Origin of the sequence: Kribbella voronezhensis (assembly GCF_004365175.1) — a bacterium.
In the GTDB taxonomy this organism is placed as follows: domain Bacteria; phylum Actinomycetota; class Actinomycetes; order Propionibacteriales; family Kribbellaceae; genus Kribbella; species Kribbella voronezhensis.
Map to the genome: position 1 here is coordinate 3,448,743 of NZ_SOCE01000001.1, position 26,236 is coordinate 3,474,978.

Genomic DNA, 26,236 nt, shown 5'->3' on the forward strand with positions numbered 1-26,236 from the left:
GATCTCCGGCCGGGCAGTTAGTTCAGCCGGGGACGACGGCGTAGACGGTACGCCGGGTGGCCGCCGTCCGGACGCCCCATTCCGAGCTGAGCACGTCGACGATCGCCAGGCCGCGGCCGCCGATCGATTCCGGGTGCGCCTCGCTGACCCGGCGCGGCTCGGTGTCGCCGCAGCCGTCGGTGACCTCCAGATGGATGCCTGCCTTGTCGATCCACCAGGTGGCCCGGACCTCACCGGCCGGCAGCGCGGGTGCGTACCGGATGGCGTTCGAGAGCAGCTCGGACAGCACCAATTGCGCGTCGTCCAAGGCATTCCCGGCGACCCGGTACCGCTTCAGATAGCCGGCCAGACGGCGGCGGGCATCCGCTACCGCGGACACTTCGTGCGGCAGTACGACGTCCACAACACTCACGTCGGCGGGCAAGGTCGCAGAGGACAAGCAGGGTCTCCTCAGTCAATGGAACAGCACTCAGACATCTGCCCCCGATCCGGTCGGCGAAAACACCCTTTGGTATTCCGTTACACAGTGGCGCGCCAGATCACACATTTAGCGAAGAAACTGAGATATAACCACCAGAATGGAACGTCCAAATAACCGTGTGCATTCAATTGATCACACAGCCGGACCGTCAACCGCGGTGATCTCAGAACTCTCCGCAACCGGCTAGCGGCGGGCCCGAAGCCGATCCTTGAGCGTTTTGCGCTGCTCGGGCTGCGCCGAGGGGGCGTCCGCGGGATCCTCCGCGAGGACCTCCAGGGCCAGCTCCGGACGGTCGCTGATCAGGGCGTCGACGCCGATGTCGCGGCAGTGCCGGACATCCTGCTCGGTGTTCACCGTCCAGACGTGCACCTGATGACCGTGCTTGTGCGCTCGGTCGACGTACTCCGGGTGGGCGGTGACGATGTCCAGACTCGGACCCGCGTACGAGACGCCGGTCGGCAGCGAGCCGTCCCGGAACCGCAGCGGTACCCGATCCATCAGCAGCACGGTTCGTAGACCCGGCGCGAGTACCCGCATCCGGCGCAGTGACAGCCAGGAGAAGCTCATCACCCTCACCGGCGACTCCGAGCCGACCTTCGGGTGCGCCCAGCCGAACCGGTCGAGCATCTCGATCAGGCGGCGCTCCACCAGGCCGGCGTACCGGGTCGGGTGCTTGGTCTCGATCGCCAGCTCCAGCGGCCGGCCGGCGTCGTACACGGTCGCCAGCAGTTTCTCCAGCGTCAGCACCTTGGTCATGTCCGAGTCGGGCAGCTCGGCCTCGTCGTCGAGTTCGGCCCACGGGTTCTTCCACGAGCCCCAGTCGAAGCTGTCGAGCTCTTCGAGGCTCATCGTGGACAGCACGCCGCGACCGTTGGAGGTCCGGTCGATCCGGCGGTCGTGCACGCAGACCAGATGACCGTCGGCCGTCAGCCGGATGTCGCACTCGAGCCCGTCCGCCCCGGCCTCCACCGCCCGACGGTACGCCGCCAGCGTGTGCTCGGGACTGACTTCACTCGCGCCACGATGGGCCACCACTGCTGGGCGTCTCCCCATACCGAGAACTCTGGCACGCCGCCGCCCACCACGAATACAGCCACGCCTCTTTTTGGGAAACCGATTACACCAACAACACACCCGAGTACGCCATGCGCTCGCGAGACCAAGCCCCGGTCTTGGGCAACGGCTACACCAGCGGGGCGAGCAGCAGCTGATGGGCTTGACCTTCCAGAGCGGGATGTCGCAGCGGAGGTGTGTGCGCTGGGTCGGGGGGCGTGGTGGGCCGCGGGCGGCGTGGTGGGGCGGGGGCGGCGCGGTGGGCCGGGGGCTGGTGGGTCGGGGGGGACGTGGTGGATCGGGGGACGTGGTGGGCCGGGGGCTGGTGGGTCGGGGGGGGACGTGGTGGATCGGGGGACGTGGTGGGCCGGGGGCTGGTGGGTCGGGGGGGACGTGGTGGATCGGGGGACGTGGTGGGCCGGGGGCTGGTGGGTCGGGGGGACGTGGTGGGTCGGGGGACGTGGCGGGTCTGGGGGCGTGGTGGGTGACGATGTGGGGATGGAGATGCGGGCGGTGGTGCTGGACGGGCCGGTGGCGGCTGGGGAGTTGCGGGTTTCGCGGGTGGAGGTGCCGGAGCCGGAGGTCGGGTGGGTGCGGATCAAGGTGGAGGCGTTCGGGCTGAACCGGTCCGAGTACCACCTGCGGGCCGGGCTGGCGACCGGGGCGAAGTTTCCGATCATTCCGGGGATCGAGGCGGCCGGGACAGTGGATCTGGCGCCGGGTGGCGAATTCTCGCCCGGGCAGCAGGTGGTCGCCATGATGGGCGGAATGGGCCGGCAGTTCGACGGCGGCTATGCGGAGTACACCGTGGTGCCGGCCGGCTCGGTGATCCCGGTGCAGACCGACCTCGACTGGGCCACGCTCGGCGCCCTGCCGGAGATGCTGCAGACAGCTCACGGATCGCTGCACACCGGGCTGGGGATCGAGCCAGGGCAAACGTTTTTGGTGCGTGGCGGCACCTCGTCTGTGGGTGTCGCGGCGGCGGTTCTCGCCAAGGACTTCGGGCTGACCGTCCTCTCGACCACCCGTAACCCCGACCGGCTGGACCTGCTGCGGGACCTCGGCGTCGACCATCCGCTGCTCGACGACGGAAACATCGCGGAAAACGTGCGGAAAATCGTTCCCGACGGCGTACACGCGGCGCTCGAACTCGTCGGCACGAACGTCCTGCCGGACACCCTGAGGGCAACCGCCGTCCACGGCACGGTCTGCTTCACCGGCATGCTGAGCGACGCGTGGACGATTCCGGACTTCTATCCGATCGGCTATCTCCCCAACGGCGTGCGCCTGACCGCGTACGGCGGCGAGAGCAGCGACCTGCCGGCGGAGGCATTCCAGCGGTACGTCGACCTCGTCGCCGCCGGCCGGCTGCCGATTCGCATCGACCGCGTCTTCGCGATGGAGGAGATCGCCGAAGCCCACCAGGTCATGGAAACCGGCCAAGCCGTCGGCAAACTCGTCGTCCGCATCAACTGACCCGTACTGCGCTAGGCGATCAGGTACTCCTCCCGCCCCGGCCGACCGCCAGCGGCCGGGGCGGGAAGACGCAACGATTGCAGCTCTCTAACCCGGGGTGGAGTGGGTCGGTCAGGCTGTTGCTTGGTGCAACAAGTTGGTGCGGGCGGGTGGGCGGGGGAGGTTGTAGTGGTCGCGGAGGGTAGTGCCGGTGTACTCGGTGCGGAAGAGGCCGCGGTGCTGGAGGATCGGGACGACGTGGTCGGTGAAGGCCTCCAGGCCGGAAGGGAGGACGGCGGGCATGATGTTGAACCCGTCGGCCGCGCCGGCGTCGAACCACTCCTGGATCGCGTCGGCCACCTGTTCCGGCGTACCGCTGAAGGTGCGGTGGCCGCGGCCACCGCCGAGCCGACCGATCAGCTCGCGAACGGTCAGCTTCTCCCGGCGGGCGAGCGTGACGATCAAGGTGTAGCGGCTCTTCGCCCCTTCGATCTCGTCCTCGTCCGGTAGGTCGGCCGGCAACTGCTGGTCCAGCGGCAGGTCTTCGGCCTTCAGCTTGAGCGTCTTGGCCAATTGGTCGCGGGCGTACTCCGGCCGGATCAGCTCGTCCAGCTCGCGTTCGGACCGCAACGCCTCCTCGACCGTGCCGCCGATCACCGGCACGATGCCCGGCAGGATCTTGATCCCGTCCGGGTCCCGCCCGACCGCCGCGGTACGCGCCTTCAGATCGGCGTAGAACTCCTGCGCATCCGCAAGCGTTTGCTGTGCGGTGAACACCGCCTCGGCATACCGCGCCGCCAGCCCCTTGCCGTCCTCGGACGAGCCGGCCTGGACGATCAGCGGGTGGCCCTGCGGGGAGCGCGGCAGGTTCAGCGGACCGCGGACCTGGAAATGCCGGCCGACATGGTCGATCGGGTGCACCTTGTCGTTGTCGCCCCAGACGCCGGACTCCTTGTCGGCCAGCGTCGCGTCGTCCTCCCAGGAGTCCCAGAGCTTGAACGCGACCTCGAGGAACTCCGCCGCCCGGTCGTACCGTTCGGCGTGCGCCGGCTGGTCGGCCAGGTTGAAGTTCTTCGCCGCCTCGGGTCCTGCTGTGGTGACCACATTCCAGCCGGCCCGTCCGCCGCTGACGTGATCCACACTCGCGAAACGCCTGGCCAGGTTGAAGGGATCGTTGTACGTCGTGGAGGCCGTCGCGATCACCCCGAGCTTCGAGGTCACCGCGGCGATTGCCGTCAGCAACACCGTCGGTTCCAGCGATCCCGCCGGACGCCGGCCGACATTCCCGAACAGCACCGGCGAGTCGGCAAAGAAGATCGAGTCGAACTTTCCGCGCTCCGCGATCCGGGCCAGGTTCTGGTAGTGCGTCACGTCCGTGTTCGCGAGCGGGTTGCTCTCCGGCAGCCGCCACGACGCCTCGTGGTGCCCGGTACTCATCAGAAACGCGTTCAGGTGCAACTGCCGGGTCATAGCGACACTCCCAGGGCATCGAGTAGGCGGGAACGGACAGCGGCGAATCCGGGATCCGCCGGCGAGCGAGGCGTGGACAACTCGATCGTCTCGGTCGCGACGATGCGGCCCTCGTCGAGCACGATCACGCGATCGGCAAGCACGATCGACTCGTCGACGTCGTGAGTGACGAGCAGTACCGCGGGTTGGTGCGCGGCGCAGAGCTTGCGCAGCAACGCGTGCATCTTCAACCTGGTAAGGGCATCCAGCGCACCGAACGGCTCGTCCGCGAGCAACAACTCGGGCTCACGGACAAGCGATCGCGCCAAGGCGACTCGCTGCTGCTCGCCACCGGACAGCTCACTCGGCCAAGCGTTCTCGCGCCCTGCGAGCCCAACTTCGGCAAGACTTTTCCGCCCCCGTTCCTCAGCGCCGGACAACCCGAGTACCACATTGTCGAGAACACGGGCCCACGGCAACAACCGTGAATCCTGGAAAACCACAGAAACGTTTTCCGGTACGACGAGGTCGCCGCTGCCCGCCACGCCATGGTCCAGCCCGGCCAGCGCCCTGAGCAACGTGCTCTTGCCGGAGCCGCTCTTTCCCAACAGGGCAACGAATTCACCGGGCTTGATGGCGAGGTCGAGTTCGTCGAGCACCACCCGGTCGGCGTACCGGCGTACCAGGCTTGTCACTTCGACCGCGACGGTGGTGTCGCGGGTCAGCGTTGTCGTCAGTCCGCCAGTGTGCGTCGCCATGTCAGCGCCCTCCTCTGAATCAACCGGACGGCACCGTCGGAGAGCAGACCGAGCACCCCGTAGAGCACCAGCCCGACGATGATGATGTCGGTCTGTCCGTAGGTGCGGGCCAGTTCCATCATGTAGCCGATTCCGCTGGTGGAGTTGATCTGTTCGACCACCACGAGCGACAGCCAGGCAGCCGTCACCGCGAACCGGAGTCCGAGCAGAAAACCCGGCAAGGCACCCGGCAACACCACTTTCCGCACGAACTCCGGGCGGGACAGGCCGACAGTTTGCGCGAGTTCGACGTACCGGCTGTCGATCGTGCGGAGGCCGTTGTGGGTGTGGAGGTAGATCGGCACGAAGACGCCGAGCGTGATGGTGGTGATCTTCATCGATTCGCCGATGCCGAGCCAGAGGATCAGCAGCGGCAGCAGCGCGAGGGACGGGATCGCCCGCTTGATCTGGATCGGGCCGTCGAGGATCGCTTCACCGATCCGGCTGAGGCCGGACAGCAGCGCCAGGACGACGCCGAGCGCGATGCCAAGCCCCAGACCGGCGGCTGCGCGCTGGGCCGACGTCAGCAGGTTCGACTGGAGCCGGCCGTCGGCAATCAGGTCGCCGGTCGTGGTGACGACCGTCCAGGGCGCGGACAGCACCCGCGGATCGAGCCAGTCGACGGCGGACCCGATGCTCCAGATCGCCAGCAACAGAACAGGGCCGATGGCCGCGCCGAATCTGATCGGCTTCCCCGGACCGAGCCGGCGCCGACGGCGTACGGGGCGGGTGGCAGCCGACGCGCGCTCTTCGGCCCGTACGCCGGTCAGCGTCGCCAACTGGCCGCTCATCGGCCGGCTCCGGCGGCCTTGATGGCATCGGCGGCCACCGACTGGAAGCGCAGGTCGTACAGGTCGGCGGCCTTGATCACCGGCTTGCCGAGTTCGGCCGCCAGCAGGTCGATCGTCTCCTGGTGCCGAGTGATCGCGTCGCTCCAATTGGCGCTGATGTCCGGGCGGCCGGCGTTGTCGACGAGCCACTGCCCATCGGCGGCGGAGAGGCCCTGGTCCTTCACGTAGTACCCCGCGATCCATTCCTTCGGGTGCTTGTCGATCCAGTCCTGCGCGACACCCCAGGCGGCGACGTACGCCCGGATCGCTGCCGCCTTGCCGGCGTCCTCCAGCGACTCGGTCTGCACGTACAGGTGTCCGGCGTCGTCCCGCAGGCCGTGCGGAATCGTGGTCGCCCCGTCCTTGCCGTACTTCGTCAGGTACCGCTTGATCTGTACGCCGCCGATCGGGGCGACCTCGACCTGCTTGGCCGCCAGCGCATTCGTGTACACGTCGCCGGTGCTGGGCAACTCGATGAGCTTGACGTCGTCCTTGGTCAGGCCGGCCTTCTTCAGCACCTTGAGCACCAAGGCGCCCTGGGCCTGGCCGGGACTGAAAGCGATCTTCTTGCCGCGGAGATCGGTCAGCGTCTGCACGTTCGCGCCGGGCGCCACACCCAGTTCGTAGATCGGGTGCTTGATCGGGTCCTGCCGGAACTTGGAGGCGACGATCTTCACGTGCAGCCCGGTCCACGTCGCGTGGATGGACGGGATCTCGGCGACCGAGCCGACGTCGAGCGCGTGCGCCCGGAAGGCCTCGATCGTCTGCGGACCACCGCTGAGGTTGGCGAACTGGACGAAGGACGAGACCTTGTCCAGTTGGCCGGACAGCTCGAGCGCCTTCTGGGTGGTGGGATCGCCGACGACGATCTTGGCGCCCGCGGGCACGGTGGTCGGCAGGGCGGCGTCGAGGGCGAGCTTGGGGCCGGTACCGGCCTTGGCGTCGCCACCGCAGCCGGCGAGCACCAGGGCGGCGGCTGCGGCGACCGCCGCGATCGCGCCGGCGCGCAGTCTTCTGCGGGTATTTCGGGTGGTGGACATGACGGAGTCCCTCTCAGATCAGGGCTGACAGAAGGTCGAGGTGAGGTCGGCCGACCGACGCGGTGTGGTCGGCGCGAAGTCAGGCTGGGCGGTTGGTGGTGGCGTAGCGGCCGTCGTGGTAGAGCAACGGGTCGTGTTCGCGGCGTTCGGCGTGGGTGGCGAGGCGGGCCACGACGATGTGGTGGTCGCCGACCGCGAACCGGTGCTCGACGAGGGCGCGCAGGTAGCTCGGAGCGTCGTCCAGGACGGGCTCGCCGGTCCGCAGCCGCGACCAGCGGGTCGGTTCGGCGAACCGGTCGATGCCGCTGGTCGCGAACCGGCCGGCTATGTCGTGCTGGTCGGCGTCGAGGAAGTGGATCACCAGGCTGGTCGCCTTGCTGACCGTCGGCCAACTCGATGCCGTGGTGGCGATCGAGAAGGACACCAGCGGCGGCAACAGGCTGACGGACACCAGCGAGGTCGCCGTGAATCCGACCGGACCGTGACCTGAGTCGGCGGTGATCACCACGACGCCGGCGGCGTGCCGACGGAAGACAGAACGGAAAACGTTTGCGTCGACGGCCTTCTCGTCGAGGCGGTCGGGCACCACGGAAAGCCGGGTGTTCTGGGCAGGATCGAGCGCGTGGACGGACATGTCTCTCCCTCGGACAGGGCAGGGACGACCGGCAGCGGACAGGCAGGGACACCGCGACCGGGCGAAGGGATGTCAGCTGGCCGGAACGGGCCGCTGTACGGCGTACGGTCTGGCGCGGGAGGCTCGGAAGCGGCCCGGTCCAGGAGGCGTCAGCGACAGGTGGCGCTGGAGGTGCGCATCTGGTCGATGACGCGGCGGCGGGTGAGCAGACAACTGACCAGCACCGGCAGCGGAGCGCCGCCGTGAACCCGGGCCGAAGTCGTCGTCATGTCAGCAACTGTCTCATCAAAGTCGACTGGACAACTAGACAATCTCGCCATCCGGGACACCCGCCCACAATCGCCCGCTTCATGGGACACGGCGACGACTGGGCGCGCGGCGGAGGTGAGGGTCGGGCTCACAGGATTCGGTAGTGGTGCGTTCTACTGGCGTGATGGTTTCGGAGCAGGTGCAGCTGCCGCCCTTTCAGGCGCTCATCGACGAGCACTGGCGGGACGTGATCCGGCTTGCCCGCGCGCTGGCGGGAGCGGTCGACGGCGACGACGTCGCGCAACGCGCCTGGGAGAAGGCGTTCGCGGCGTACCCGGGGCTGACCTCGGCGCGGAATCTGCGCAGCTGGCTGCTCACGATCACGGCCCGCTGCGCCACCGACGTGCACCGCGCCCGCAAACCGCAGACCCCACTCGATGACGCGCCGCCGATCGCCGTAGCCGGACCCGATGCCGCCGAGTGGCCCGATCCCGATCTCTGGCGAGCCGTGAACGAACTGCCCGAACGACAACGGCTCGCTGTCACGTTGAAGTACGTCGGCGACCTGGACCACCACGGCGTGGCCGCCGCTCTGGACACCACGCCCGCCGCATCCCGCCGACTCGTCAGCGATGCGCTCACCACCTTGCGCGACAAACTCGGAGTACACCATGTCTGATCTCGAGAGCCGGCTCAGCCGCCTCGCCGTACCTGCCACCGCCCGGCCGCCCGTCCTGCCCACCGCCGACGTCGCCTACGCCTTGCACGACACCCCGATCGGCAGGCTGCTGCTGGCCGTCGCAGGCGGCCGCGTCGTCGCCAGCTCGTTCGGTGACGAAGAGACCGTGACGACCCGGCTGGCCCGGGCGATCTCCCCCCGCGTACTACGTCAGCCTGGCGCCCTGGACGACGTACGCCGCCAGCTGGACGAATATCTCGACGGTCGGCGGCACTCCTTCGACCTGGAAGTGGACCTGACGCTGGCCAGCCCGTTCCAGCGACTCGTCCTGAGCGACCTGCCGCTGCACACCAGCTACGGCCACACCACGACGTACGGACAGCTCGCGGGCGAGATCCACAAGCCGAAGGCAGCTCGGGCAGTCGGTACGGCGCTCGGCGCGAACCCGCTGTGTGTCGTGCTGCCCTGCCACCGGGTGATCGGCGCCAACGGAAACCTGACCGGATACGCCGGCGGCCTGGAAGCGAAACGTTTTCTGCTGAATCTTGAATCGAAAAGCTGAGTTTTCCTTCGCCGCCCGCGCGGCATTTACACTCGTCGGACAAGAAGAGGCAGGCCCCCAGTGTGGAGTGGGGACCTGCCTCTTCTTGACTGCTTCATTTTCCCTGCCTGGTCAGGGGTTCTCGCGCCCTGGGCCGACCGGTTCGACGGTGCCGAAAGATATCAATTGTTGGCGGGTTGGTGGATTTCCAGAATGAGCCGGCGGCGGCCGCCCCAGTCGCGTTTGTAGACCTTGAAGTCCTCGATGCCGGCCGCGGCGCAGAGGCGGCCGTAGCTGGCTTCGTCGTGGATGAAGTGGACGCTGCTGGTGCCGAAGTGTTCGGTGGTGACGATGCGGTGTTCGGGGCCCTGGCGGATGCCGTTGGCGATCTCGGAGGCGGTGGCGGGTCCCCAGATCGGGCCCTCGATGACGGCGAGGCCGCCGGGCCGGAGTACGCGGCAGATCTCCCAGATCGTGGACATCTGCTCGTCCTCGGCGAACAGCTCGTGGAACGCCGTCCACAGGCAGATCACCGCGTCGAAGGAGTCCGACTTGTAGGGCAGGTCCGTCATCGAGCCGATCGCCCAGTCGATCGAGAGCTCCTCCTCGGCGGCTTTCGCCCGGCCGGCCTCGATCAGGTTCGGGGAGATGTCGAGGGCGCGGACCACCTTGCCGGCGCGACGCAGCGGCAGGCTGACGCGGCCGTAGCCGCAGCACAGGTCCAGCACCGACTCGCGGCCGTCGAGGAGCTCCTCGACGGCCTTGACGACGGCGGCGTCACGTTCGGGCGTGGTGCGACTGGCTAGCCCCTCGACCCCGAGTTCTTCGTACTCGGCCCGGCTGCGCAGTGCAGAGTTCAGCATTGCGTAAGTATCCCGGCACTGCTGGGTCACTGTCAGTATCAGGTGCCAGATCGAGACCCGACCGCTTCCTTGCGACCCACCCGGCCGAACACGACGGCGGCCAGCATCGACACGACGATGGACGTGTACGTCGCGCCGAGCCAGCCCGGAACCGCGTGTCCGTTGAAGATCTCGCCCTGCAGGTCCAGCCAGAACGGCGACCAGCCGTCGACCGTGCCGGGGTTCACCAGCTGATAGGCGACGAAGCCGAACACCCAGGCCACCGTGGGTTGCCAACGGAACCGGGCCGTGTCGGAGACGTCCCACCGCATCTTGCTGACCACGAAGAAGTCGGCGATAGCGACCGCGAACAAGGGGATGAAGACGGACCCGATCAAGTAGAGGAACTGCGTGTAGTTGCCCAGGTCAACCAACAGCGCGAGACCCGTGGCCAGGACGCCGATGGCGACCGAGATCCAGCGGCGGTCGATGTGCCCGATGAGGTTGTGGGCAGCCATCGTGGTGGAGTACACGTTCGCGTACGCCTCGTCGACCTCGTCCACCAGCAGGACGAACAACGCGATCGCGCCGGCCGGCAAGGTGACCAGCGCTGTGATGACGTCGGTGCTGTTGGTCTGCAGAGTAGCGACGGCGAGCACACCCAACGCGTAGTACACGATTGCCGCGAGACCGTAGCCGAGTGCGGAACCGCCGAAGGCCGCCTTGTTCGTGCGCGAGTGGCGCGTGTAATCGGCGGCGAGCGGTGCGAACGAGACGACCCCGGCCGCCGCGAGGTCGACGGCAGGCCAGAAGCCGAACACCTCGTCCTGCGGCAAGGAGTGCACCGGCTTGCTGAGTACGGCGACGAACAGGTAGATCGACGCGATCAGCACCAGCCAGACCATGAACTTCCGCAGCAGTTTCACGCTGCCCAGCGGGCGAACCGCCATCACCGTGGCGATCGCGCCGGCCAGCAGCACGAACACCCAGCGCCAGCGTTCGCTGGTCACCGCGACCGCGGCCTGTGAGATCACGATGATCTCCATCGTGGCCCAGCCGACGTTCTGCGCGATGTTGAGCACCGTCGGCGCCATCGAGCCGCGCCGGCCGAACAGCCCGCGCAGGCAGGTCATCGCCGGCGCACCCGTCTGCGAACCGAAGACGGCCGCACCACCGAGCACCAGGGCGCCGATCCCGCAGCCGACCACGACGGCCAGCAGGCCCTTGACGAGCGAGCCTGTGTACGCCGCGACGAGGGCCCCCGTCACCGGTCCGAACAGCGAGATCCCGAAGTTGCCCCAGAGCGTGAACTGGTCGAGGAAGCCCAGCGTGCGCGGGGCATCGGTGGTGAGGACGAGCGGCGCCTCGGTCTTGCTCTGGGCATCACGAACGGCAGTTGTGGTCATCGTGACCTGCTCCCTACGCCGGCATTACCCGGTCAGGTTCATGCGGTCGGCGACCCTGCTTGTCGCCCTCTCAGCCCGCAATACGGTGCGAGCTCCCGCGGAGGTTTGTTACCGCGTCAACGATAACGCGTCATTCGCCTTGGCTACACCTGCGGATGTACGCGGCCAGCTCCCGCCCGTTGGTGAGCACCGGCAGATGTGACCCACTTGGCAGCGTCCAGGCCTCGCCATGCGCCTCGTCTGCCACCTGCTGCACCCACTGCGGCGGCGCGAGTCGGTCATGTTTGGACCGTACGACGATGATCGGTGCGCGCAACTCCGATAGCGCGGCGGCCATGTCGTAGTGCTGCGCCGCCGCTATCGCTCGTGCCATCGATGGGAAGCCGGTGCGGAAGTACTGCCGTGCGAGCGTCGGCACGAGGCGCGGCGGGTCCCAGATGGCCGACGCTGTCCAGCGGGCGGCCAGGGTCGCCCAGCCCGCGGTGTTGCGATCTCCACTCGGTCCGACAAGCACCAGCGCTTTCGCTAGCTCAGGGTGAGCTATGGCCGCGGCTACTACGATCTGGCAGCTCGCCGAGTGACCTACTAGGACGGCTGGACTCTCTTTGATCCGTACTACGAGGCGCTCGGCCAGCGCGGAGGTGCTCAGATCAACACCCCGCGGCGCGCGTTCGCCGTACCCGGGCAGTGTGACTACCTCGTACTGCGTGTCGAGGTACTCCACAGTCGGCGCGTAGGACTCAGGACCGAGTCCCAGTCCGGGCACCAGGACTACGGGAGTCGTCATTCCCAGGGTGGGCGGTCTGGAGCCGCTTGCACGACTGGGTTCGGCACTGCCGGCTTCAGCTCGCGGTACCCGAGTGCGAAGCCGACTGCCAGCATCAGCAGCCCAGTGCCACCCCAGCCGTACGCCGTGGGTAGGCGGTCCAGTGAGTCGTCCACGGACCCCATCCCGGTCGACAGCACCATCACGAACCACACCAGCAGGGGAATGAGCGAGACAGCGACCAGGCCGAGACCGATCAGCTCTATCGGGTCGGGCTCGCGGCCGGCCTTGCGGCGGTTCAGGAAGTCCCGCAGCCACATACCGAGTGCGGCCAGGCCCACCACGACGATCAGTAGCTGGCCGATGGTGTCGATGACATCTGTGCGCAGTGGGTGGTTCAGTGGTGAGCCGGGAAGCTGAGCGATCTCCCGGATCGACACGCGCTGCACCGAGATGACCAGGAGTCCGTAGACGGCCGCGATCACAGCGGCTAACAGGACGACCCGGGCCGCGCGAGGATCACGCCGTACTGCAGGCTGCTGGTCACGGCCGTACGTCGGTAGCTCGCGCGGCTGTGGGTGCGCGGGTGAACCGTACGGACTGCCGGGACGGTAGCCGGGCGGCTGGGAGTAGCCGGGGGCGACGGGAGGCTGTTCGCCGTACGGGGTGGGCGCGTACTGGCCGCCTGGGTATTGCTGGCCTGGGTACTGCTGGCCCGGGTACGGCTGCTGGCCTGGGTACTGCGGGGGTGGTTGCTGGCCGGGCGGGGCGGAGTACGGGCTGTTGCCGCCGTACGGGACCGGGTCGGCGTAGTGCTTCTGCTCGGGCTCGTCGTGGTCGTCGCCGCGCCCGTAGGTGGGGAACTCCGGTGACGACATCGCTGCTCCCTCGGCTCGGCCCTCGGTGGTGGCTGCTGCTCTCAGGTTCTCACGGCGGGGGCGTCAGGTCGCTTTGATGGTCGGCCAGGCGTTCGGGAGGCAGCCGGCCAGGCCCTTGGTCTGCTGCAGCATCACCGGCGCCGGCGTGTTCTTCTGCGCGCAGGTGGAGTGGCCGTGGCCGAGCGCGTGGCCGACCTCGTGGTTGACCAGGTAGCTGCGGTAGAGGTCGACTTGGCCGGCATATGCGGGTACGGCGTACATCCAGCGCTTGGCGTTCAGCACCACGCGGTCCTCGACCCGGCACGAGACCTCGCCGCCGGTGACGAGCGGCAGGCAGAGCTTGTCGGTCAGCGTCGGCGTGGCGAGGATGATCCGCAGGTCGGCGTCGGGCTTGTCGGTCCGCTCGAAGCTGACCGGATGGATCGCCTGCCAGCCGCGCGGATCCGTCAACGTCCGGTGGATCGCGGCCGCGACCGCCGCCCCGTTGACCGACAGGCCTTCCTCGATCTCGACGCGATAGGTCAACTTCTCCCGTACGCCGTTCGCCTTGCTGAACCCGGCGACCACGGCGAGCCGCCCGGTCGATACGGTGACGTTCGGCTTCGACCCCTTCGGCGCCCTGGTCAAGGTCGGTGCCGGCCGCAACGGCGTCGTGAACGTTGCCGTCGGCACCTGAGTGGGCGTCACCGCCGGCGCGTCGGCCGGCGCGCTCGCGACCACCCGCCGATCCTCCGCCCCGAACTGCGACGCCAGATTCTGCTGCCGCCCGGTCTCCGGATGCACCACCATCACTACTCCGAGCACAGCCAACGCAGTCACCGAGAACCACTGCGCCCGATAAGACTTCCGCCGACAGTGCCGCCCCCCGCGCACACCACCCCCACGACGCTGCCCTCTCCGCCCGGTGCCCACGCTCAGACCCTATCCACTCCAAACCGTTACCTAAACCCCAGAGTCTTCTCGCCTGACTGGACGTTGCCTGTGCGCCGCCACGGCCTGGGCTGCTCGTAGTACGAAGGAACTCGCCGTACGGGGTCCGGGGGCGGCTCTACGCTCGGGTGGATGACCTCGTCTGTGCCGCTGCGGATCGATCGGATCGGGCGATGGTTGAGGGTTAGCGACGTTGCCGTCGTGCGGCGAGCTGCGTTGGTGGGTGGGCGGACGTCGCCTCGGGTCGAGCGGGTGACACTCCGGTACTCCGGTGGTCGGGCTGAGGTGGTCGCAAAGCGGGCGACGCCGGGTGAGGTGATGGCTCTTCGGAGTCTGGACGTCGACGATCCGGTCTTTCCTGAGTTGATCGATTCCGGGATCGACAGTGGCGGCCCTTGGATTGTCACGCCGTTCGAGTCCGGCGGAGCGATCGGGTGGGCGTCCGAGCCGCCGGCAGCCGTGTACGCCGCTTTGGCGCGCCTGCATCTGCGGCACCTCGGTCGTACCGATGAACTGCCGCCGGAGATTCCTCGGGTGGACGATGCTTTCCTTCGCTCAGCCTTCACCAGCTACGCCCCGAGTTGCATAGCCCGCGCCGCCCGCCAGGCGCCCCATCCGGTTCACGCTCGAGCGCTGGACCTCCTCCGACGCTTCACCGACGACGAGGGGCTACGGATCGGCCTGCAACTCCTCCCCCCGACCTTGATCCACGGCGACGTCTACGGCGACAACGTGATCGCATCCCCCGAGTCACCGAAACTGATCGACTGGGGCAGCGCCCGAATCGGCCCGGCAATGCTCGACGTAACGATGGCGTCGAGACAAGCCGGCATCACGACGTACCGACAAACCTGGAAGGCACTGACCGGCACGCCAATGGACGAGTGGGAATCATCCATCAGCCAAGCTTGGGCGACCGCAGTAAACAACGCCATCTTCATCGGCGCCGCCGCGGAACGCTCGGCAGATCTGGCCGAGCTGATGCTCATCGACGCGGAGGACTCAATAGAACGCCTCGGCAACCATCTGTCGCACCGCTGACGAAGCCCCCACGGACGACTTCGCATGAAGCGCATATTCGCCTGCGCGATGGACCTCCGTGCAGGCACTAGGCTCAGAGCCGAACGAAACTGGCCGGAGCAGCAGCCGCGGGCCACACAGCGACGTGCGGATGCAGCTTCGGTCGAAGGCTTCTTGGGGGATGAATGGCAGCCGGACAGGCCGAGTCGAACGGCATCCTGGCGGCTGCTCTCCGCAAGGCAGACCGCGCGGCACCGCAGGCATCCGCACAATTGTTCGTCCGTGACGCTTCAACCGGTGCGAAGCCAGTTCTAGCCGTCGCGGACAACGGCAAGAGCTATTGGCTCAAGTGGCCGGGCAATCCGCACGGCAACCTGTCTCTGGCTCACGAACTGATCGTTGCACGCATAGGTCAACTGATCGGGGCACCAGTTCGCCCGACTCCTCTCGTTTACGTGGATCGGGCATTGGTCGAGTCCTATTTCATCGACGGCCAACGGTTGCCCAGTGGCCTGTACGTCGGCTCCGAACTCCTGCCCGACGTCGAAGAGCACACCTCGATCACCCGAGTAGCAAGGGATGGAAACGCTCAGCGTTTCGCGCACTATCTGGCTCTCTGGGACCTCTGCCTGGGCACCGATCTCCAACTTCTCTATCACCTGCCGGAGCATGACCAGGTGTGGTCGATCGATCATGGCCTCTGGTTCGACAGTCTCGAAGGAGACTGGACACAAACCCTGCTATCGGGACGGATCAACGAGCCGTGGCCTTGGCCGGATGAGGTTCTGCCCAGAGGGCTCGACCGAAAGGCCCTCACGGCAGCAGCAAGCGCGGTGGCCGCCCTGACGATCGGAGATCTAGCCGGTGCCATCGGATCCGTGCCGCTAGAGTGGGGCATATCTGACCACGCTCTGTGCACCTTGGCCTTGTTCGTTCACGCTCGGCGTTCAACGGTGGCGAACAGGCTTCGGAATGCTGCGGAGCTGATGACATGAGAGGGGTCCGGGTGCGCTACGACTACTGGGTTGTCCGATATGTGCCGGACCCCGTTCGGGGCGAGTTCGTCAACATCGGCATCATCGCCGGCAAGGGTGACGACTGGTCCTTCCGTCGGGTGGGCAGTCTCAGTCGCGCCTCCCGGCTGGGTGGCGCCGCAAGTCACACCGACTCGTTCGTGAAGCGGATCGAGGATGCCATCGCATCGCGCCTGGACGCGGTCCAGGCGTTGATTCCCGGTACGCCTTCTCCCTCTTTCGGTCGCGGAGAAATCGAAGATCTCCGGGTCCGGATGAACAATCTGGTCCAACTGTCGGACTCGAAGCCGGTGCTGGCGAATACGGCGCGAGAGGCCGCTGACCTGGCATTCGAGTTGATGATCGTCGACTCGGACACCGACGTTCAGCATCGATCGCGAACTCGCGTCGTCCAGAAGCTTCGGCACGCATTCGAATTGCGACCTGAGCTCGTTGACCATGTGGCGCGATTCCATGTCGCGGCGGTGGGGCCGCAAGAAACCGGCATCGACTTCGCCGTCAGAGACGGTGTGGTTCACCAGCTGTCGCAGGTGTGGGCGTTCGACGTCAAGGACACGCGGCACCTGCAGACCCAGATTCGTGCGTGGAACTACCTGATCGGTCTCCTCCGGATCGACGGCGGTACGCTCGCGAAGAAGGGGCGTCCCGGGGTCGAGATACCGTCCCGCGTCGAGATCAATGCGGTCTTCACCCCTCCCACTACCGCCGACGGCGAGCGAGAGTTCGAGGTTGCCCGGGACGGCTGGCGCCGCCTGGGCGTAGAGGCGATCGCCTCGTCCGACTCGGAGAGCATCGTCGACGAGGCAGCTCGATTGCTGACGGCAAGTAGTTCGTAGCAGCTTTGCGACGGGCTCGAGCTGATCCAGGTGTTCGCGCGCTTTGGCGTGAGGTGCTGTTTCGGCCGCCGACGGAGGTGGCTCTGACCTCAGCGGCACGCCGGGCATGCCTTCGCCAAGCCGCGACGGAGGAGCGGCGAACTCGGGTGGGCGGGAGCGCCGACGCAGGAGGCGCGTGGGTGCGTTCCAGCGGACCTGGCTAGCTCTGGCTTCGGTGGGTGGCCGCGAATGCATTCATTGAGCCGCGACGGAGGAGCGGCGAGCCGGGGTGGGTGGGAGCGGCGACGAAGGAGCTGCGTGGGGGATTTGCCCGCAGCACAAGGAGTTTCAGGCTGTGCGAGTGCGGAGGAATTTGCCGAAGTGGGGGACGGTGAAGGCGACGGTGCCGCGTTCGGCGGAGAAGACGAGGCCTTTTTTGATCAGGCCGTCTCGGGCGGGGGACAGCGACTGGGGTTTGCGGCCGAGGGTGGTGGCTACTTCGGCGGTCGGGACGGGGCCGTCGTCGACGCCGATGCCGAGTTCGGCCATGGCTCGCATGTATTCGCGTTCGGCGGGGGTGGCGCGTTCGTAGCGGGAGCCGAAGAAGCCGACGGTGAGTTCGCGGGATGCCTCGGGGGCTGCGACGGCGACGTCCTTGATCGTGATCGGGCTGGCGGGGGCGTGGTCCCAGGTGGCGTGGGCGAAGGCTTGGACGAAGTACGGGTAGCCGTCGGTCTGGGCATAGAGCTCGTCGAGCGCCTCTTCGTCGTACAACACGTCCTCGCTCTCGGCCGGGACCATCAGGGCACGGTCGCAGGCCTCGCGGGCGAGGCGGTCGACTCGGACGTAGCGGAAGAGGCGTTCGGAGTACGACTTCGAAGCGGACAGTACTGCGGGCAGGTGTGGCAGGCCGGCGCCGACGACGACGAGGGGCGCGCTCTGTTGGGAGATCTCGTGGCAGGCGGCGCACAAGGCGGAGAGGTCGTCGGCGCTGATGTCCTGCATCTCGTCGATGAACAGCCCGACGCCGACGGAGAGGTCGCCGGCGAGGTCGGCCGCGTCGGTGAAGAGTTCGATCAGGTCCATCTCGAGGTCGCCCGAGTCGGCGCGGCCCTTGGCGGCGGCGACGTCGACGGGTGGGTGCCAGCGGATGCCCTTGCGGTCGTTCTGGGCGGTGCGGAGCGCGAAGGCCTTCAGTACGGCGCTGAACTGGTCGACCCGGTCGTCGTCGCGGTGCCGGTGCCCGAGTTCGCGCATCGCGGTGTGCATCGCCTGCGCGATCGGCAGCCGGATGCTCTGGTCGGGGCGGGCCTCGATCTTGCCCGTGCCCCAGGCGCGTTTGATCGCCTGGCTGCGAAGGGTGTTCAGCAGCACGGTCTTGCCGACACCACGCAGGCCCGACAGCACCAGACTCCGCTCCGGTCGACCAGCGGCGACACGTTCGAGCACAACCTCGAACTGGCGTACCTCGGTATCGCGACCAGCCAGCTCAGGAGGCCGCTGACCAGCGCCGGGCGCATAGGGATTCCGGATCGGATCCATGCATTCCACTCTATGAGCGCGTCTAGCGTTTTCCTTAGATTGACCTAGCCGCCCCCAGAGCGTGTCGCTTCTCTGTCAAAGATCACCCGTCTCTAGCATTTTCACTAGATTCCCCTAGACGCGGATATCAAGCCTTAGCCGCTATGGTCTGCGCATGGGCGGGGTTGAGGTGCGGGAGTGGACCGTGCAGGCCGCTGGGCAGTACGAGCGGACGCATCAGCAGTACGTCGGTGGCGCGCGGAAGCTGGAAGCGCTGATCAACGAGCTGATCGGTGAGGAAGAGGGCATCAACTACCTCTCCGCGACCGCCCGGGCCAAGGAGCCTGAGTCGTTCCTGGCGAAGGCGTCGAAGCCGCATCCGGACGACCCGACCAGACCGAAGTACGACGATCCGCTGAACCAGATCACCGACCTGGTCGCGGCCCGGATCATCACCTTCCTGGTGGAGGCCGTGGACCGGGTCTGCGAGGTGATCGAGTCGGAGTTCGAGATCGTCGAGCACACCGACATGGGTGCGCACACCCGGGCGCAGGGCGCGTTCGGGTACGCGAGCAAGCACTACCTGGTCCGGTTGAACGCGCATCGGCGCGAGCTGCCGGAGTACGCCGTACTGAAGAACCTCACGATGGAGATCCAGGTCCGTACGGCGGTCCAGCACGCGTGGGCCGAGTTCGAGCACGACATCCGGTACAAGCTGGACATCCCGCCGGATCGCAAGCCCGAGTTCGACCGGCGGTTCCTGCTCGCGGCCGCGTTGATGGAGCTGGCGGACAACGAGTTCGCGGAGATCGACAAGCTGTACCGCGAGCTGGCGGCCGCCGAGCCCGACGCGGCGCCTATGGACCTCACCACGTCGACGCTGACGACGTACCTGACCAGGCGCTACCCGGACGCACCGCACGCCAAGACGAACCACTACGCGTGGATCCTTGGGATCCTGGCCAAGCTGGGCGTGACGACGGAGGAGCAGCTGACAGAGCTGCTCCGTGGGATCGACAGCGCGGCAGTGCAGGCAGCGATGACGCACCGGTTCCCTGCCGGCACGGTACGTCGGCTCGACGACGACCTGCTCGCGGCGAAGGGCCTGGAGTACGTGGACCTCTTCCCGGAGGAGGAGCGTCGGCAGAAGATCCTCCGCGGTCGCTACAAGGCTCTCGTCCGCAGTGGTCTGCTGGAGGGTTGAGCTGCGCCCGTACTGCGTACGTCGCTCAGCGCGGCCGTGGGTTCTGGCGTAGAAGGGCCGCTCCCAGCGGAGTCAGGACGTGCAGGAGGGTGGCCTGGTGGCGGCGACTGGCGATGAGCCCGCTGTCGCGCAGTACGGTCAGGTGATGGCTTGCCGTAGGTGCACCGATGCCGACGCGACGGGCTATCTCACCGGTCGTCAGGCCCTCACTGGTCGCTTGCAGGACCGCGGCCCTCGTCGTACCGAGCAGGGCGGCTGTTGATGGCTTGGGCGGCTCGGTCTCGTCGCTGTCGGCCTTGTTGAGCAAGGGATAGCTCAGCATCGGCGGTAGCTCGTCGTCGGCCAGTGCGACGGGGTAGTGCCAGCAGAAGTAGGACGGCGAGAGCAGCAGGCCGCGGCCGGCCAGGTGGAGCGTCCTGTCGTACGGGTACTGCACCTCGAGCACTGGGTACTGCCAGCGCATCAGGGGCCAATAGCTCTTGAGTAGCTGGTCGACGCCGCCGCGCATCAGCGCACGTGATCGCAGCGCCCGGTCGGCGGCGACCGCTGCTTGGATGCTCTCGTCGTGCGGCTCGATCACCTTGTGGTGGTAGGTGCGCAGCGCCGTGTCGAGTTCGGTTCGCATCTCGCCGGCGGCCAGCCGCTTGCCCCAGGAAGGGACGTGGTGGACGAGTGCCAGCGTCTTCAGTTCGCGGGTGACGCGCTCCGACGGCGTGGCGAGGACGGCGTCGATGCCGGCGTCGAGTCCCTCCAAGGCGGCGGGTGGAGTGAGGAAGTCGGGGAAGTAGGCCGCGCGGGGGAAGAGAGGCAGCAGGAGGTCGGTGACCATCCGTTGCAGGCTCTGATCGGTCAGGGCTTCCTGGGTGGACCGGTACCAGTGCGCGTACGCCCAGCGGCCGCGGCGGGTCTGCAGGCGGTCGAGGCTGTTGGTGATCTCCCAGAGCGGATCCGGCGTACCGGCGAGGCGAACCCGGGTCAGGTCGCGCTCGGTGAAGATGATCCGCAGCATCTCGTCCCCAGTCCTGCGCGTGTCGGCGATCCATTGCTGATCGTGCCCGCTCCAGCCGCCGGATGCACCGCCTTTCGACTCAGATCGAAGCCGCGTCCCCATCGGCCTGTCAAGGACGGGCTCAGGAGAACTCGTCGGCGACCTTGGCGGCGGTCGCTCGGGCGTAGGCGGTCGTGGTGAGCAAACCGAGCAGGAGGACCAGCAGGCCGCAGGTGGTGATGATGTACCAGCAGAGGCGGGCCGCGGGGACGAAACTGGTCTCGAAGGAACTGGTCAGGCGAGCGGTCAGGACGGTGCCGACGATCGCGACGCCGAGGGACGCGCCCACCTGGCGACTGGTGGAGGCGATCGCGGCCGCGACGCCTGCCTGGGACAGTGGCATCCCGGAGACGGCCGTGTTGGTGATCGGCGCGTTCAGCATGCCGAAGCCGAGGCCGAAGATCAGGTACCCGCCGAGCAGCACCGGGGTCGCAGTACTGTCCGTCAGCCGTGACAGCACCGGCCCGCTGACCGCCAGCATGGAACCGGCGATCACCAGCGGAATCCGCGCCCCGCGCGCTCCCACGATCCGCCCGGACAACGGCGCGAACACGACCGTCATCGCTGCCATCGGCAACGTCAGCAACCCGGCATGCAACGCCGAGAACCCGCGAACATCTTGTAAATAAAGGGAATTCAGGAACAGGAACCCGGACAGCGCAGCAAAGCCCGACACCGCGATCACCGTCGCCCCGGAGAACGGCAGGCTCCGGAAGAACCGCGGATCGAGCAACGGCTCCCGCCGGCGGTGTTCGTAGAGCACCAGCGACACCGCGGCGACCACCACAAGCCCGAAGCACCCCAGAATCAGCGGCGACGTCCAGCCCGCGGACCGCCCTTCGATGATGCCGTAGGTGAGCCCGACCAGCAGCAGGATCACCAGCACCTGGCCGACCGGGTCGATCCGGCGCGCCACGGCGGCCCGCGACTCCGGTACGAACAGCGCGGTGAGCAGTACTGCGACCAGCGCGACCGGCACGTTGATCCAGAAGATCGACCGCCAGCCCGCCGTGTCGACCAGGACACCGCCGACAACCGGCCCGACGGCCATGCTCAGCCCCACGACGCCACCCCAGATCCCGATCGCCTGGGCACGTTCCCGCGGAACCGGGAAGGTGTTGGTGATGATCGACATGGCGACCGGGTTGAGCATCGACCCGCCGATCGCCTGCAACATCCGGAACGCGATCAGCAGGTCGACGCTCGGCGCGAACCCGCAGAGCAACGAACCCAGGCCGAACATCACCAGCCCGACCTGGAACGTCCGCCGCCGGCCGACCCGGTCGGCGGTCGAACCGGACACCATCAGCAGACTGGCGATCACCAGCGTGTAGGCGTCGATGGTCCACTGCAGTTTGGCCACCGAGGCGTTCAGGTCCGAGCGGATCGACGGCAGCGCCAGGTTCACGATGGTCGAGTCGAGCCCGACGATGAACAGACTCAGACAACAGATCGCCAACACCAGCAACCGCCGCCGCCGACTCAGTTCCGGCACCCGTTCAGCCTTCCGTTCGATACGAACGTTGAAGACTGTACAACTGTTACCGGAGGCCGTAGCTGCGATAGATCGTCTGCGAGACCGTGTTGCCGTTCAGGTCGGTCGCGTCGACGTGCACGGTCAGGGCCTGGGTCGCCGCTCCCTTCAACGGCGTGAACAGCAGTACGTCGTACCCGCCGGCCGCCTTGATCCCGCGCGCGTTCACCCAGGTCACGCCGTCGTCGTAGCTGACCTTCACTCTCACCGACCTGAACGCGGCCGTCTTCGGGTGCGCGGTCGCCTCGTAGTACGGCGTGATGCGCAGCGTGCTGAACCCGCGCCGCACCTTGTTGTTCGCATCCGTGTCCGCCTTGTATCGCAGGTAGAGCAGTTGCTGCGGCGCACAAGGCCCGTCGGGCGTACCGTCGCTCCAGTTGCGCAGGCACTCGGTGTTGCCCATGTCAGCCGACGTGACCCGACCCGACGTGAAGGTCCACTCGGTGTGCTGCTTGGCTCCGTACTTGTACATCAGCGCAGAAGCGTCCGCCGCCTTGGACAGATCCCAGTCCGACACCAGCTTGTACTGCGCTGCTTCGGGCGCCAGCTCGTACGCCGTCGTGCCCTTGTACGGCGTCGGCGGGATCACCGTGCCATCCCGCGACAGCGTGATCGTGCCGTTGGTGACGACCCTCGGAGACATACTGAACGGACTGCTGCTCGTGTACGCCGGCAGCACGTTCAGCGTGTTGTCGTACCGGCAGGCGAAGCACCAGCCCAGATGAGACAGGTTGGTCGACGCGGGCGGCACCGTCGCGGGACCGATGCCTCTAGGTGCCACCAGCCAGGTCTCGGCCGGCATCCAGCCGGCGCGCAGGGTGGTGCGCAGTTCCTCGGTCTCGACCAGATCCTGGTTGACCGCCGCGCCCCGGACCCATTGCTGCCCCGGCTTGATCGGCCCGTAGAGCTCCTCCCGGCCGCCCGGCAACTGCAGCATGCCCGGGTAGAGGAACAGCTGGAACTCCCAGCTCGGATCGAACTTGGAGCCGACCTGCTCGACACCGGGCTTCGCCAGATCGGTCGGCTCGTCCGCGTGGTAGCTGGTGCTGATCCGCGCCAATTGCTTGTCGGTGAAGCGGTAGTCGAGCTTGGCCGGAATGCTGCCCTGCTCGGTCATCGCGACGTGGTAGATGTACGGCGAGACCGGCGTACCGACCACGTTCACGGTGACCGGACCGGCCGCGAGCAGTTTGCGGAGCTGGGCACCTTCGACGTTGTCGATCCCGACCACCGGCAGATACGTCATCACGCTGATCCCGGGGACTCCTTCACACAGCGGCCCGGGCTCCTCCAGTACGCCGACGGCGCCGGCCGCCCGGGCAGCCTGCAGATCCGCTTCGGGCAGTTCGCAGACCGTGCGAGTGCCGTCGCCGATGCTGCGGGTCATCAGCACCAGCTTGCCGCGCAAGGCACCGGCCTCCGACGGCTCGATCGACTCGCCGACATCGACCACCGGAAGATGCCGGTAGGTGCCGTTGAAGGTCTTCTCGCCACCGAGGAAGTGCCAGTAGTTCGCGTTGAACCTCGTACCCCGGCCGTTGCGACTGTCCACGGACAGCTCCACCGGCGTCTTCCCTCGCGTCGATTCGAACTTCAGGTACTGCGAACCGATGGTGACCGCCTTCGTCGGGCTGACGTACATCACGTCGTCGCCCCAGCCCGTGTTGGTGATCTCGGTGACCCAGTCGGAACGGTCGGCCGTCATCCGCTGGTACTTCAGGCCGCCGGCCTGCTGGCGACTGGGACGCTCCGTGCTGAACCGGATCGGCACCGCGTCCTTGTCGTCGAGGTCCAGGACGACCGGACCGTTGACGTTCACCTCGGGCTGGTAGAGCGCGACCGCCTCCCGGCGCCGCGACGCCAGCAGCCGGTTGGCGCCGGTGTTGATGCTCCAGTGACCGGGGGTGAGCTCGAGCGTGATCGTTGCCGAGTGGGCGTCGCCCGACGAGGGCATCCAGACGTCGATCAGCGGCGTACCGGGCTGGTCGAGGTTGAACGCCTGGACCCAGGCGCCGGTCTCCAGCTCGCCGGTGGACTTCAGGTTGAGCTGGACCGGGTAGGTGAACGGAGTACGCCGGAAGCCCACCGGCGTACGTAGTTGCACGTCGCCGGACGTGGCGACCACCGCACCGGAGTACAGGCCTTCTGCCAGGCCGGCCGGGTTGAGCGTGACGTCGAGTGTCGCGGAGCCGTGCGCTGGGACCGTCAACTGCGACGGCATAGTCAAGGCGCTCGCGGCGTCCACACCGATCGCACCGAGCTTGTGGCTGATGGTCAGGGTGATGTCGTTCGCGGAGTCGTTGCGGTAGGTGACCTGCTTCTTGTCCGCGTCGGTCCGGTTGTTGACCACCTTGGCGAAGTCGAGGTTGGTGGTCGTGCTGGTGACCTGCTGGCTGGTGGCGCGGACGAGGTCGACCCGGCCCGCACCCTGCTCGAACGCGTTGTACCCGTCGTCCTTGCTCGACGCCATCAGCGCCGCCTTGAGCTCGGGGCCGGTCCAGTCCGGGTGCTCCTGCGCGAGGATCGCGGCCGCTCCGGCGACGTGGGGCGTGGCCATCGACGTACCGGAGGCTGTCGTGTAGTGCTCGTCGACCGGCGTACCCATGGTCGTGCCGGCGGCACGGGCGGCCACGATGTCGGAGCCGGGCCCGGCGATGTCCGGCTTCTCGACGCGGTCGTTGTAGAGCAACGGACCACGACTCGAGTACGACGCCAGGTGGTCGGCCTTGTCGACCGACGCCACCGTCAGCGCGGCCTCGGCGACACCCGGCGAGCCGATCGTGGACTTTCCCCCGGAATTGCCCGCCGCGACGACGAACAGGGTGTTCGTGGTGGCGCTGAGCTTGTCGACGGCCAGGGCGCCAGGATCCTGCGCCTCGTCGACAGGAGCCGGACCGCCGAGGCTGAGGTTGACGACGCGCGCACCCTGGGCGGCGGCCCACTCCATCCCGGCGATCACATCGGACTCGTCGCCGAAGCCGGTGTGGTCGAGCACCTTGCCGATCAACAGCGAGACGTCGGGCGCCACGCCTTTGTACCTGCCGCCCGAGGCAGCACCCGTTCCGGTGATGATCGAGGCGACATGGGTGCCGTGGCCGAAGCCGTCGGCCACGCTCGGATCGCTGGTGAAGTTCTTCGAGACACTCACCTTGCCCTGCAGATCCGGGTGCGTCTCGTCGATGCCGGTGTCCAGGATCGCGACCTTGACTCCCTTGCCGGTGTACCCGGCGGCCCAGGCCTGCGGAGCGCCGATCATCGGCACGCTCTGGTCCAGCGTCGCCCGGACCTTCCGGTCCAGCCAGACCTTCGCCACCGACCTGCTCAGCGCTGCCTTTCGGCCGGCAGCCGGCCGAGCCCCGATCGCCGCCCAGAACGCGGCGGCCTGCGACTTCGGCAGCTTGGTCGCCGTTCCGTGCAGGCTGGTCAGGTCGTGCGTCGGTGTGACACCCGGCAACGCATCGGCAGAGCCGCGCACCTTGGCCAGTGGCACCGAACTCGCCATCTGCGTGATCAGCGGCAGCGTGCTGTCGGTCGCGTCCGCATAGCCGTTGGACGCCAGGTAGCCGACGTCGAACAAAGTCGGATCGAGTACGCCGGACGCCAGATAAGGCATCGCGTCATCCGGTACCACGAGCGAGCGGTCCTTCTGCAGCCGGATCCGCACGATCGGCGTCGACCCGTCGGACCGGGTGGCCGCGGCCACCGACATCGCCGGCTCGCCCCCGGACGGGTCCGGAGTGAGCGTCACCTTGTCGCCGGTCACCAGGGTCACCGTCGTCGGCACGAGGGTGATCCGGGTCCCGGCAGGAACGGCCGGCGGAGTGGCGGCCGACGAAGGGCTGGCAGGCAGCACCAGGGCACCGGCCAGCAGTACTGCGCCGGTCGCGAGCGGGAGGGATCTAGCACGGTTCATGGGCGGACTCCTCAGGAGTTCATCCGATCAGGGCGTGCCGGGCACGGGCAGGGGCGGATGCGTCGGCATTGCCGAGAGTCGCCGAGCGCGATCAACGCTGTAAAGACGTTCGCGGGA

General features: G+C 67.6%; 23 protein-coding genes and 1 riboswitch. Of the genes, 7 read left to right on the plus strand and 16 right to left on the minus strand.

Features of this window, described 5'->3' with window-relative positions:
- Positions 1–22 precede the first annotated feature (22 nt).
- Both EV138_RS15870 and EV138_RS15875 read right to left on the minus strand, forming a co-directional pair.
- Positions 23–439: an ATP-binding protein gene (locus EV138_RS15870; RefSeq protein WP_133979700.1), complete on the minus strand. Its 417-nt coding sequence runs from the start codon at positions 437–439 to the stop codon at positions 23–25.
- Between the two features lie 225 nt (positions 440–664).
- Positions 665–1,534 (minus strand): glycerophosphodiester phosphodiesterase, encoded by an 870-nt coding sequence (locus tag EV138_RS15875; protein WP_133979701.1) that lies wholly within the window; start codon positions 1,532–1,534, stop codon positions 665–667.
- Positions 1,535–2,032: 498 nt separating this feature from the next.
- On the opposite strand from EV138_RS15875, the gene EV138_RS15880 reads away from it, so the two are divergent.
- The gene (locus EV138_RS15880; protein WP_202866730.1) at positions 2,033–3,010 is read left to right on the plus strand and encodes a zinc-binding dehydrogenase; all 978 of its coding nucleotides are present in this window, start codon (positions 2,033–2,035) and stop codon (positions 3,008–3,010) included.
- Between the two features lie 111 nt (positions 3,011–3,121).
- Here the strand turns inward: EV138_RS15880 and EV138_RS15885 are convergent, their stop codons facing one another.
- The 5 genes from EV138_RS15885 to EV138_RS15905 form a co-directional block, all read right to left on the minus strand.
- Positions 3,122–4,459 (minus strand): LLM class flavin-dependent oxidoreductase, encoded by a 1,338-nt coding sequence (locus tag EV138_RS15885; RefSeq protein WP_133979702.1) that lies wholly within the window; start codon positions 4,457–4,459, stop codon positions 3,122–3,124.
- Positions 4,456–5,196, minus strand: coding sequence for an ABC transporter ATP-binding protein (locus EV138_RS15890; RefSeq protein ID WP_133979703.1), 741 nt, complete (start codon positions 5,194–5,196; stop codon positions 4,456–4,458). Before EV138_RS15890 ends, EV138_RS15885 begins: the two co-directional genes overlap by 4 nt.
- Positions 5,172–6,026 carry an ABC transporter permease gene (locus tag EV138_RS15895; protein WP_133979704.1) on the minus strand — a complete coding sequence of 285 codons (855 nt, stop codon included), beginning with the start codon at positions 6,024–6,026 and terminating at the stop codon, positions 5,172–5,174. Before EV138_RS15895 ends, EV138_RS15890 begins: the two co-directional genes overlap by 25 nt.
- Positions 6,023–7,105 (minus strand): ABC transporter substrate-binding protein, encoded by a 1,083-nt coding sequence (locus tag EV138_RS15900; RefSeq protein WP_133979705.1) that lies wholly within the window; start codon positions 7,103–7,105, stop codon positions 6,023–6,025. Before EV138_RS15900 ends, EV138_RS15895 begins: the two co-directional genes overlap by 4 nt.
- 79 nt (positions 7,106–7,184) lie before the next feature.
- Positions 7,185–7,739, minus strand: a complete 555-nt coding sequence (locus EV138_RS15905) for a flavin reductase family protein (protein ID WP_133979706.1) — start codon at positions 7,737–7,739, stop codon at positions 7,185–7,187.
- Positions 7,740–8,172: 433 nt separating this feature from the next.
- Between EV138_RS15905 and EV138_RS15910 the strand changes: the two genes are divergently transcribed.
- Both EV138_RS15910 and EV138_RS15915 read left to right on the plus strand, forming a co-directional pair.
- Positions 8,173–8,667 carry an RNA polymerase sigma factor gene (locus EV138_RS15910; protein ID WP_133979707.1) on the plus strand — a complete coding sequence of 165 codons (495 nt, stop codon included), beginning with the start codon at positions 8,173–8,175 and terminating at the stop codon, positions 8,665–8,667.
- Positions 8,660–9,229, plus strand: a complete 570-nt coding sequence (locus EV138_RS15915) for a methylated-DNA--[protein]-cysteine S-methyltransferase (RefSeq protein WP_133979708.1) — start codon at positions 8,660–8,662, stop codon at positions 9,227–9,229. The genes EV138_RS15910 and EV138_RS15915 overlap by 8 nt, the downstream gene beginning before the upstream one ends.
- A 161-nt stretch (positions 9,230–9,390) precedes the next feature.
- On the opposite strand, the gene EV138_RS15920 is transcribed toward EV138_RS15915, so the two are convergent.
- The 5 genes from EV138_RS15920 to EV138_RS15940 all read right to left on the minus strand — a co-directional run bounded on the left by EV138_RS15920 (position 9,391) and on the right by EV138_RS15940 (position 13,919).
- Complete coding sequence (locus tag EV138_RS15920; RefSeq protein ID WP_133979709.1) at positions 9,391–10,071, minus strand: class I SAM-dependent methyltransferase; 681 nt, start codon at positions 10,069–10,071, stop codon at positions 9,391–9,393.
- Between the two features lie 38 nt (positions 10,072–10,109).
- Positions 10,110–11,456 carry a purine-cytosine permease family protein gene (locus EV138_RS15925; RefSeq protein WP_133979710.1) on the minus strand — a complete coding sequence of 449 codons (1,347 nt, stop codon included), beginning with the start codon at positions 11,454–11,456 and terminating at the stop codon, positions 10,110–10,112.
- A riboswitch (TPP riboswitch) is annotated at positions 11,450–11,565 on the minus strand. Its footprint overlaps the gene before it by 7 nt.
- Before the next feature lie 21 nt (positions 11,566–11,586).
- Positions 11,587–12,243: an alpha/beta fold hydrolase gene (locus EV138_RS15930; RefSeq protein ID WP_133979711.1), complete on the minus strand. Its 657-nt coding sequence runs from the start codon at positions 12,241–12,243 to the stop codon at positions 11,587–11,589.
- Entirely contained in the window at positions 12,240–13,100 is an 861-nt protein-coding gene (locus tag EV138_RS37635; protein ID WP_202866731.1) for a hypothetical protein, read from the minus strand. The genes EV138_RS15930 and EV138_RS37635 overlap by 4 nt, the downstream gene beginning before the upstream one ends.
- Positions 13,101–13,163: 63 nt before the next feature.
- On the minus strand, positions 13,164–13,919 hold the full coding sequence (locus EV138_RS15940; RefSeq protein ID WP_133979712.1) for a DUF3152 domain-containing protein: 756 nt from the start codon (positions 13,917–13,919) through the stop codon (positions 13,164–13,166).
- A 243-nt stretch (positions 13,920–14,162) separates the two neighbouring features.
- On the opposite strand from EV138_RS15940, the gene EV138_RS15945 reads away from it, so the two are divergent.
- From EV138_RS15945 to EV138_RS15955, 3 genes are all read left to right on the plus strand, one after another.
- Complete coding sequence (locus tag EV138_RS15945; protein WP_133979713.1) at positions 14,163–15,071, plus strand: aminoglycoside phosphotransferase family protein; 909 nt, start codon at positions 14,163–14,165, stop codon at positions 15,069–15,071.
- A gap of 164 nt (positions 15,072–15,235) precedes the next feature.
- The gene (locus EV138_RS15950) at positions 15,236–16,045 is read left to right on the plus strand and encodes a HipA family kinase (protein ID WP_133979714.1); all 810 of its coding nucleotides are present in this window, start codon (positions 15,236–15,238) and stop codon (positions 16,043–16,045) included.
- A complete protein-coding gene (locus EV138_RS15955; RefSeq protein ID WP_133979715.1) occupies positions 16,042–16,920 on the plus strand; it encodes a DUF3037 domain-containing protein in 879 nt (292 codons plus the stop codon). Before EV138_RS15950 ends, EV138_RS15955 begins: the two co-directional genes overlap by 4 nt.
- Positions 16,921–17,247: 327 nt before the next feature.
- Here EV138_RS15955 and EV138_RS15960 read toward each other — a convergent pair whose 3' ends face one another.
- Positions 17,248–18,441, minus strand: coding sequence for an ATP-binding protein (locus EV138_RS15960; RefSeq protein WP_133979716.1), 1,194 nt, complete (start codon positions 18,439–18,441; stop codon positions 17,248–17,250).
- A gap of 154 nt (positions 18,442–18,595) precedes the next feature.
- Here EV138_RS15960 and EV138_RS15965 point away from each other — a divergent pair, with 154 nt between their 5' ends.
- Complete coding sequence (locus EV138_RS15965; protein WP_133979717.1) at positions 18,596–19,624, plus strand: GTP pyrophosphokinase; 1,029 nt, start codon at positions 18,596–18,598, stop codon at positions 19,622–19,624.
- A gap of 25 nt (positions 19,625–19,649) precedes the next feature.
- Here EV138_RS15965 and EV138_RS15970 read toward each other — a convergent pair whose 3' ends face one another.
- From EV138_RS15970 to EV138_RS15980, 3 genes are all read right to left on the minus strand, one after another.
- Positions 19,650–20,633, minus strand: a complete 984-nt coding sequence (locus tag EV138_RS15970; protein ID WP_133979718.1) for an ArsR/SmtB family transcription factor — start codon at positions 20,631–20,633, stop codon at positions 19,650–19,652.
- A gap of 121 nt (positions 20,634–20,754) precedes the next feature.
- The gene (locus EV138_RS15975; RefSeq protein WP_133979719.1) at positions 20,755–22,167 is read right to left on the minus strand and encodes an MFS transporter; all 1,413 of its coding nucleotides are present in this window, start codon (positions 22,165–22,167) and stop codon (positions 20,755–20,757) included.
- 46 nt (positions 22,168–22,213) lie between these two features.
- Positions 22,214–26,119 carry a S8 family peptidase gene (locus tag EV138_RS15980; protein WP_133979720.1) on the minus strand — a complete coding sequence of 1,302 codons (3,906 nt, stop codon included), beginning with the start codon at positions 26,117–26,119 and terminating at the stop codon, positions 22,214–22,216.
- Positions 26,120–26,236 lie beyond the last annotated feature (117 nt).

Coding starts and splice junctions, on each gene's coding strand:
- EV138_RS15885 (WP_133979702.1), bottom strand. CDS start 4,459: ATGACCCGGCAGTTGCACCTGAACGCGTTTCTGATGAGTACCGGGCAC.
- EV138_RS15900 (WP_133979705.1), bottom strand. CDS start 7,105: ATGTCCACCACCCGAAATACCCGCAGAAGACTGCGCGCCGGCGCGATC.
- EV138_RS15880 (WP_202866730.1), top strand. CDS start 2,033: ATGGAGATGCGGGCGGTGGTGCTGGACGGGCCGGTGGCGGCTGGGGAG.
- EV138_RS15905 (WP_133979706.1), bottom strand. CDS start 7,739: ATGTCCGTCCACGCGCTCGATCCTGCCCAGAACACCCGGCTTTCCGTG.
- EV138_RS15915 (WP_133979708.1), top strand. CDS start 8,660: ATGTCTGATCTCGAGAGCCGGCTCAGCCGCCTCGCCGTACCTGCCACC.
- EV138_RS37635 (WP_202866731.1), bottom strand. CDS start 13,100: ATGTCGTCACCGGAGTTCCCCACCTACGGGCGCGGCGACGACCACGAC.
- EV138_RS15945 (WP_133979713.1), top strand. CDS start 14,163: ATGACCTCGTCTGTGCCGCTGCGGATCGATCGGATCGGGCGATGGTTG.
- EV138_RS15965 (WP_133979717.1), top strand. CDS start 18,596: ATGGGCGGGGTTGAGGTGCGGGAGTGGACCGTGCAGGCCGCTGGGCAG.
- EV138_RS15920 (WP_133979709.1), bottom strand. CDS start 10,071: ATGCTGAACTCTGCACTGCGCAGCCGGGCCGAGTACGAAGAACTCGGG.
- EV138_RS15980 (WP_133979720.1), bottom strand. CDS start 26,119: ATGAACCGTGCTAGATCCCTCCCGCTCGCGACCGGCGCAGTACTGCTG.
- EV138_RS15875 (WP_133979701.1), bottom strand. CDS start 1,534: ATGGGGAGACGCCCAGCAGTGGTGGCCCATCGTGGCGCGAGTGAAGTC.
- EV138_RS15895 (WP_133979704.1), bottom strand. CDS start 6,026: ATGAGCGGCCAGTTGGCGACGCTGACCGGCGTACGGGCCGAAGAGCGC.
- EV138_RS15970 (WP_133979718.1), bottom strand. CDS start 20,633: ATGCTGCGGATCATCTTCACCGAGCGCGACCTGACCCGGGTTCGCCTC.
- EV138_RS15925 (WP_133979710.1), bottom strand. CDS start 11,456: ATGACCACAACTGCCGTTCGTGATGCCCAGAGCAAGACCGAGGCGCCG.
- EV138_RS15960 (WP_133979716.1), bottom strand. CDS start 18,441: ATGGATCCGATCCGGAATCCCTATGCGCCCGGCGCTGGTCAGCGGCCT.
- EV138_RS15890 (WP_133979703.1), bottom strand. CDS start 5,196: ATGGCGACGCACACTGGCGGACTGACGACAACGCTGACCCGCGACACC.
- EV138_RS15910 (WP_133979707.1), top strand. CDS start 8,173: ATGGTTTCGGAGCAGGTGCAGCTGCCGCCCTTTCAGGCGCTCATCGAC.
- EV138_RS15955 (WP_133979715.1), top strand. CDS start 16,042: ATGAGAGGGGTCCGGGTGCGCTACGACTACTGGGTTGTCCGATATGTG.
- EV138_RS15930 (WP_133979711.1), bottom strand. CDS start 12,243: ATGACGACTCCCGTAGTCCTGGTGCCCGGACTGGGACTCGGTCCTGAG.
- EV138_RS15950 (WP_133979714.1), top strand. CDS start 15,236: ATGGCAGCCGGACAGGCCGAGTCGAACGGCATCCTGGCGGCTGCTCTC.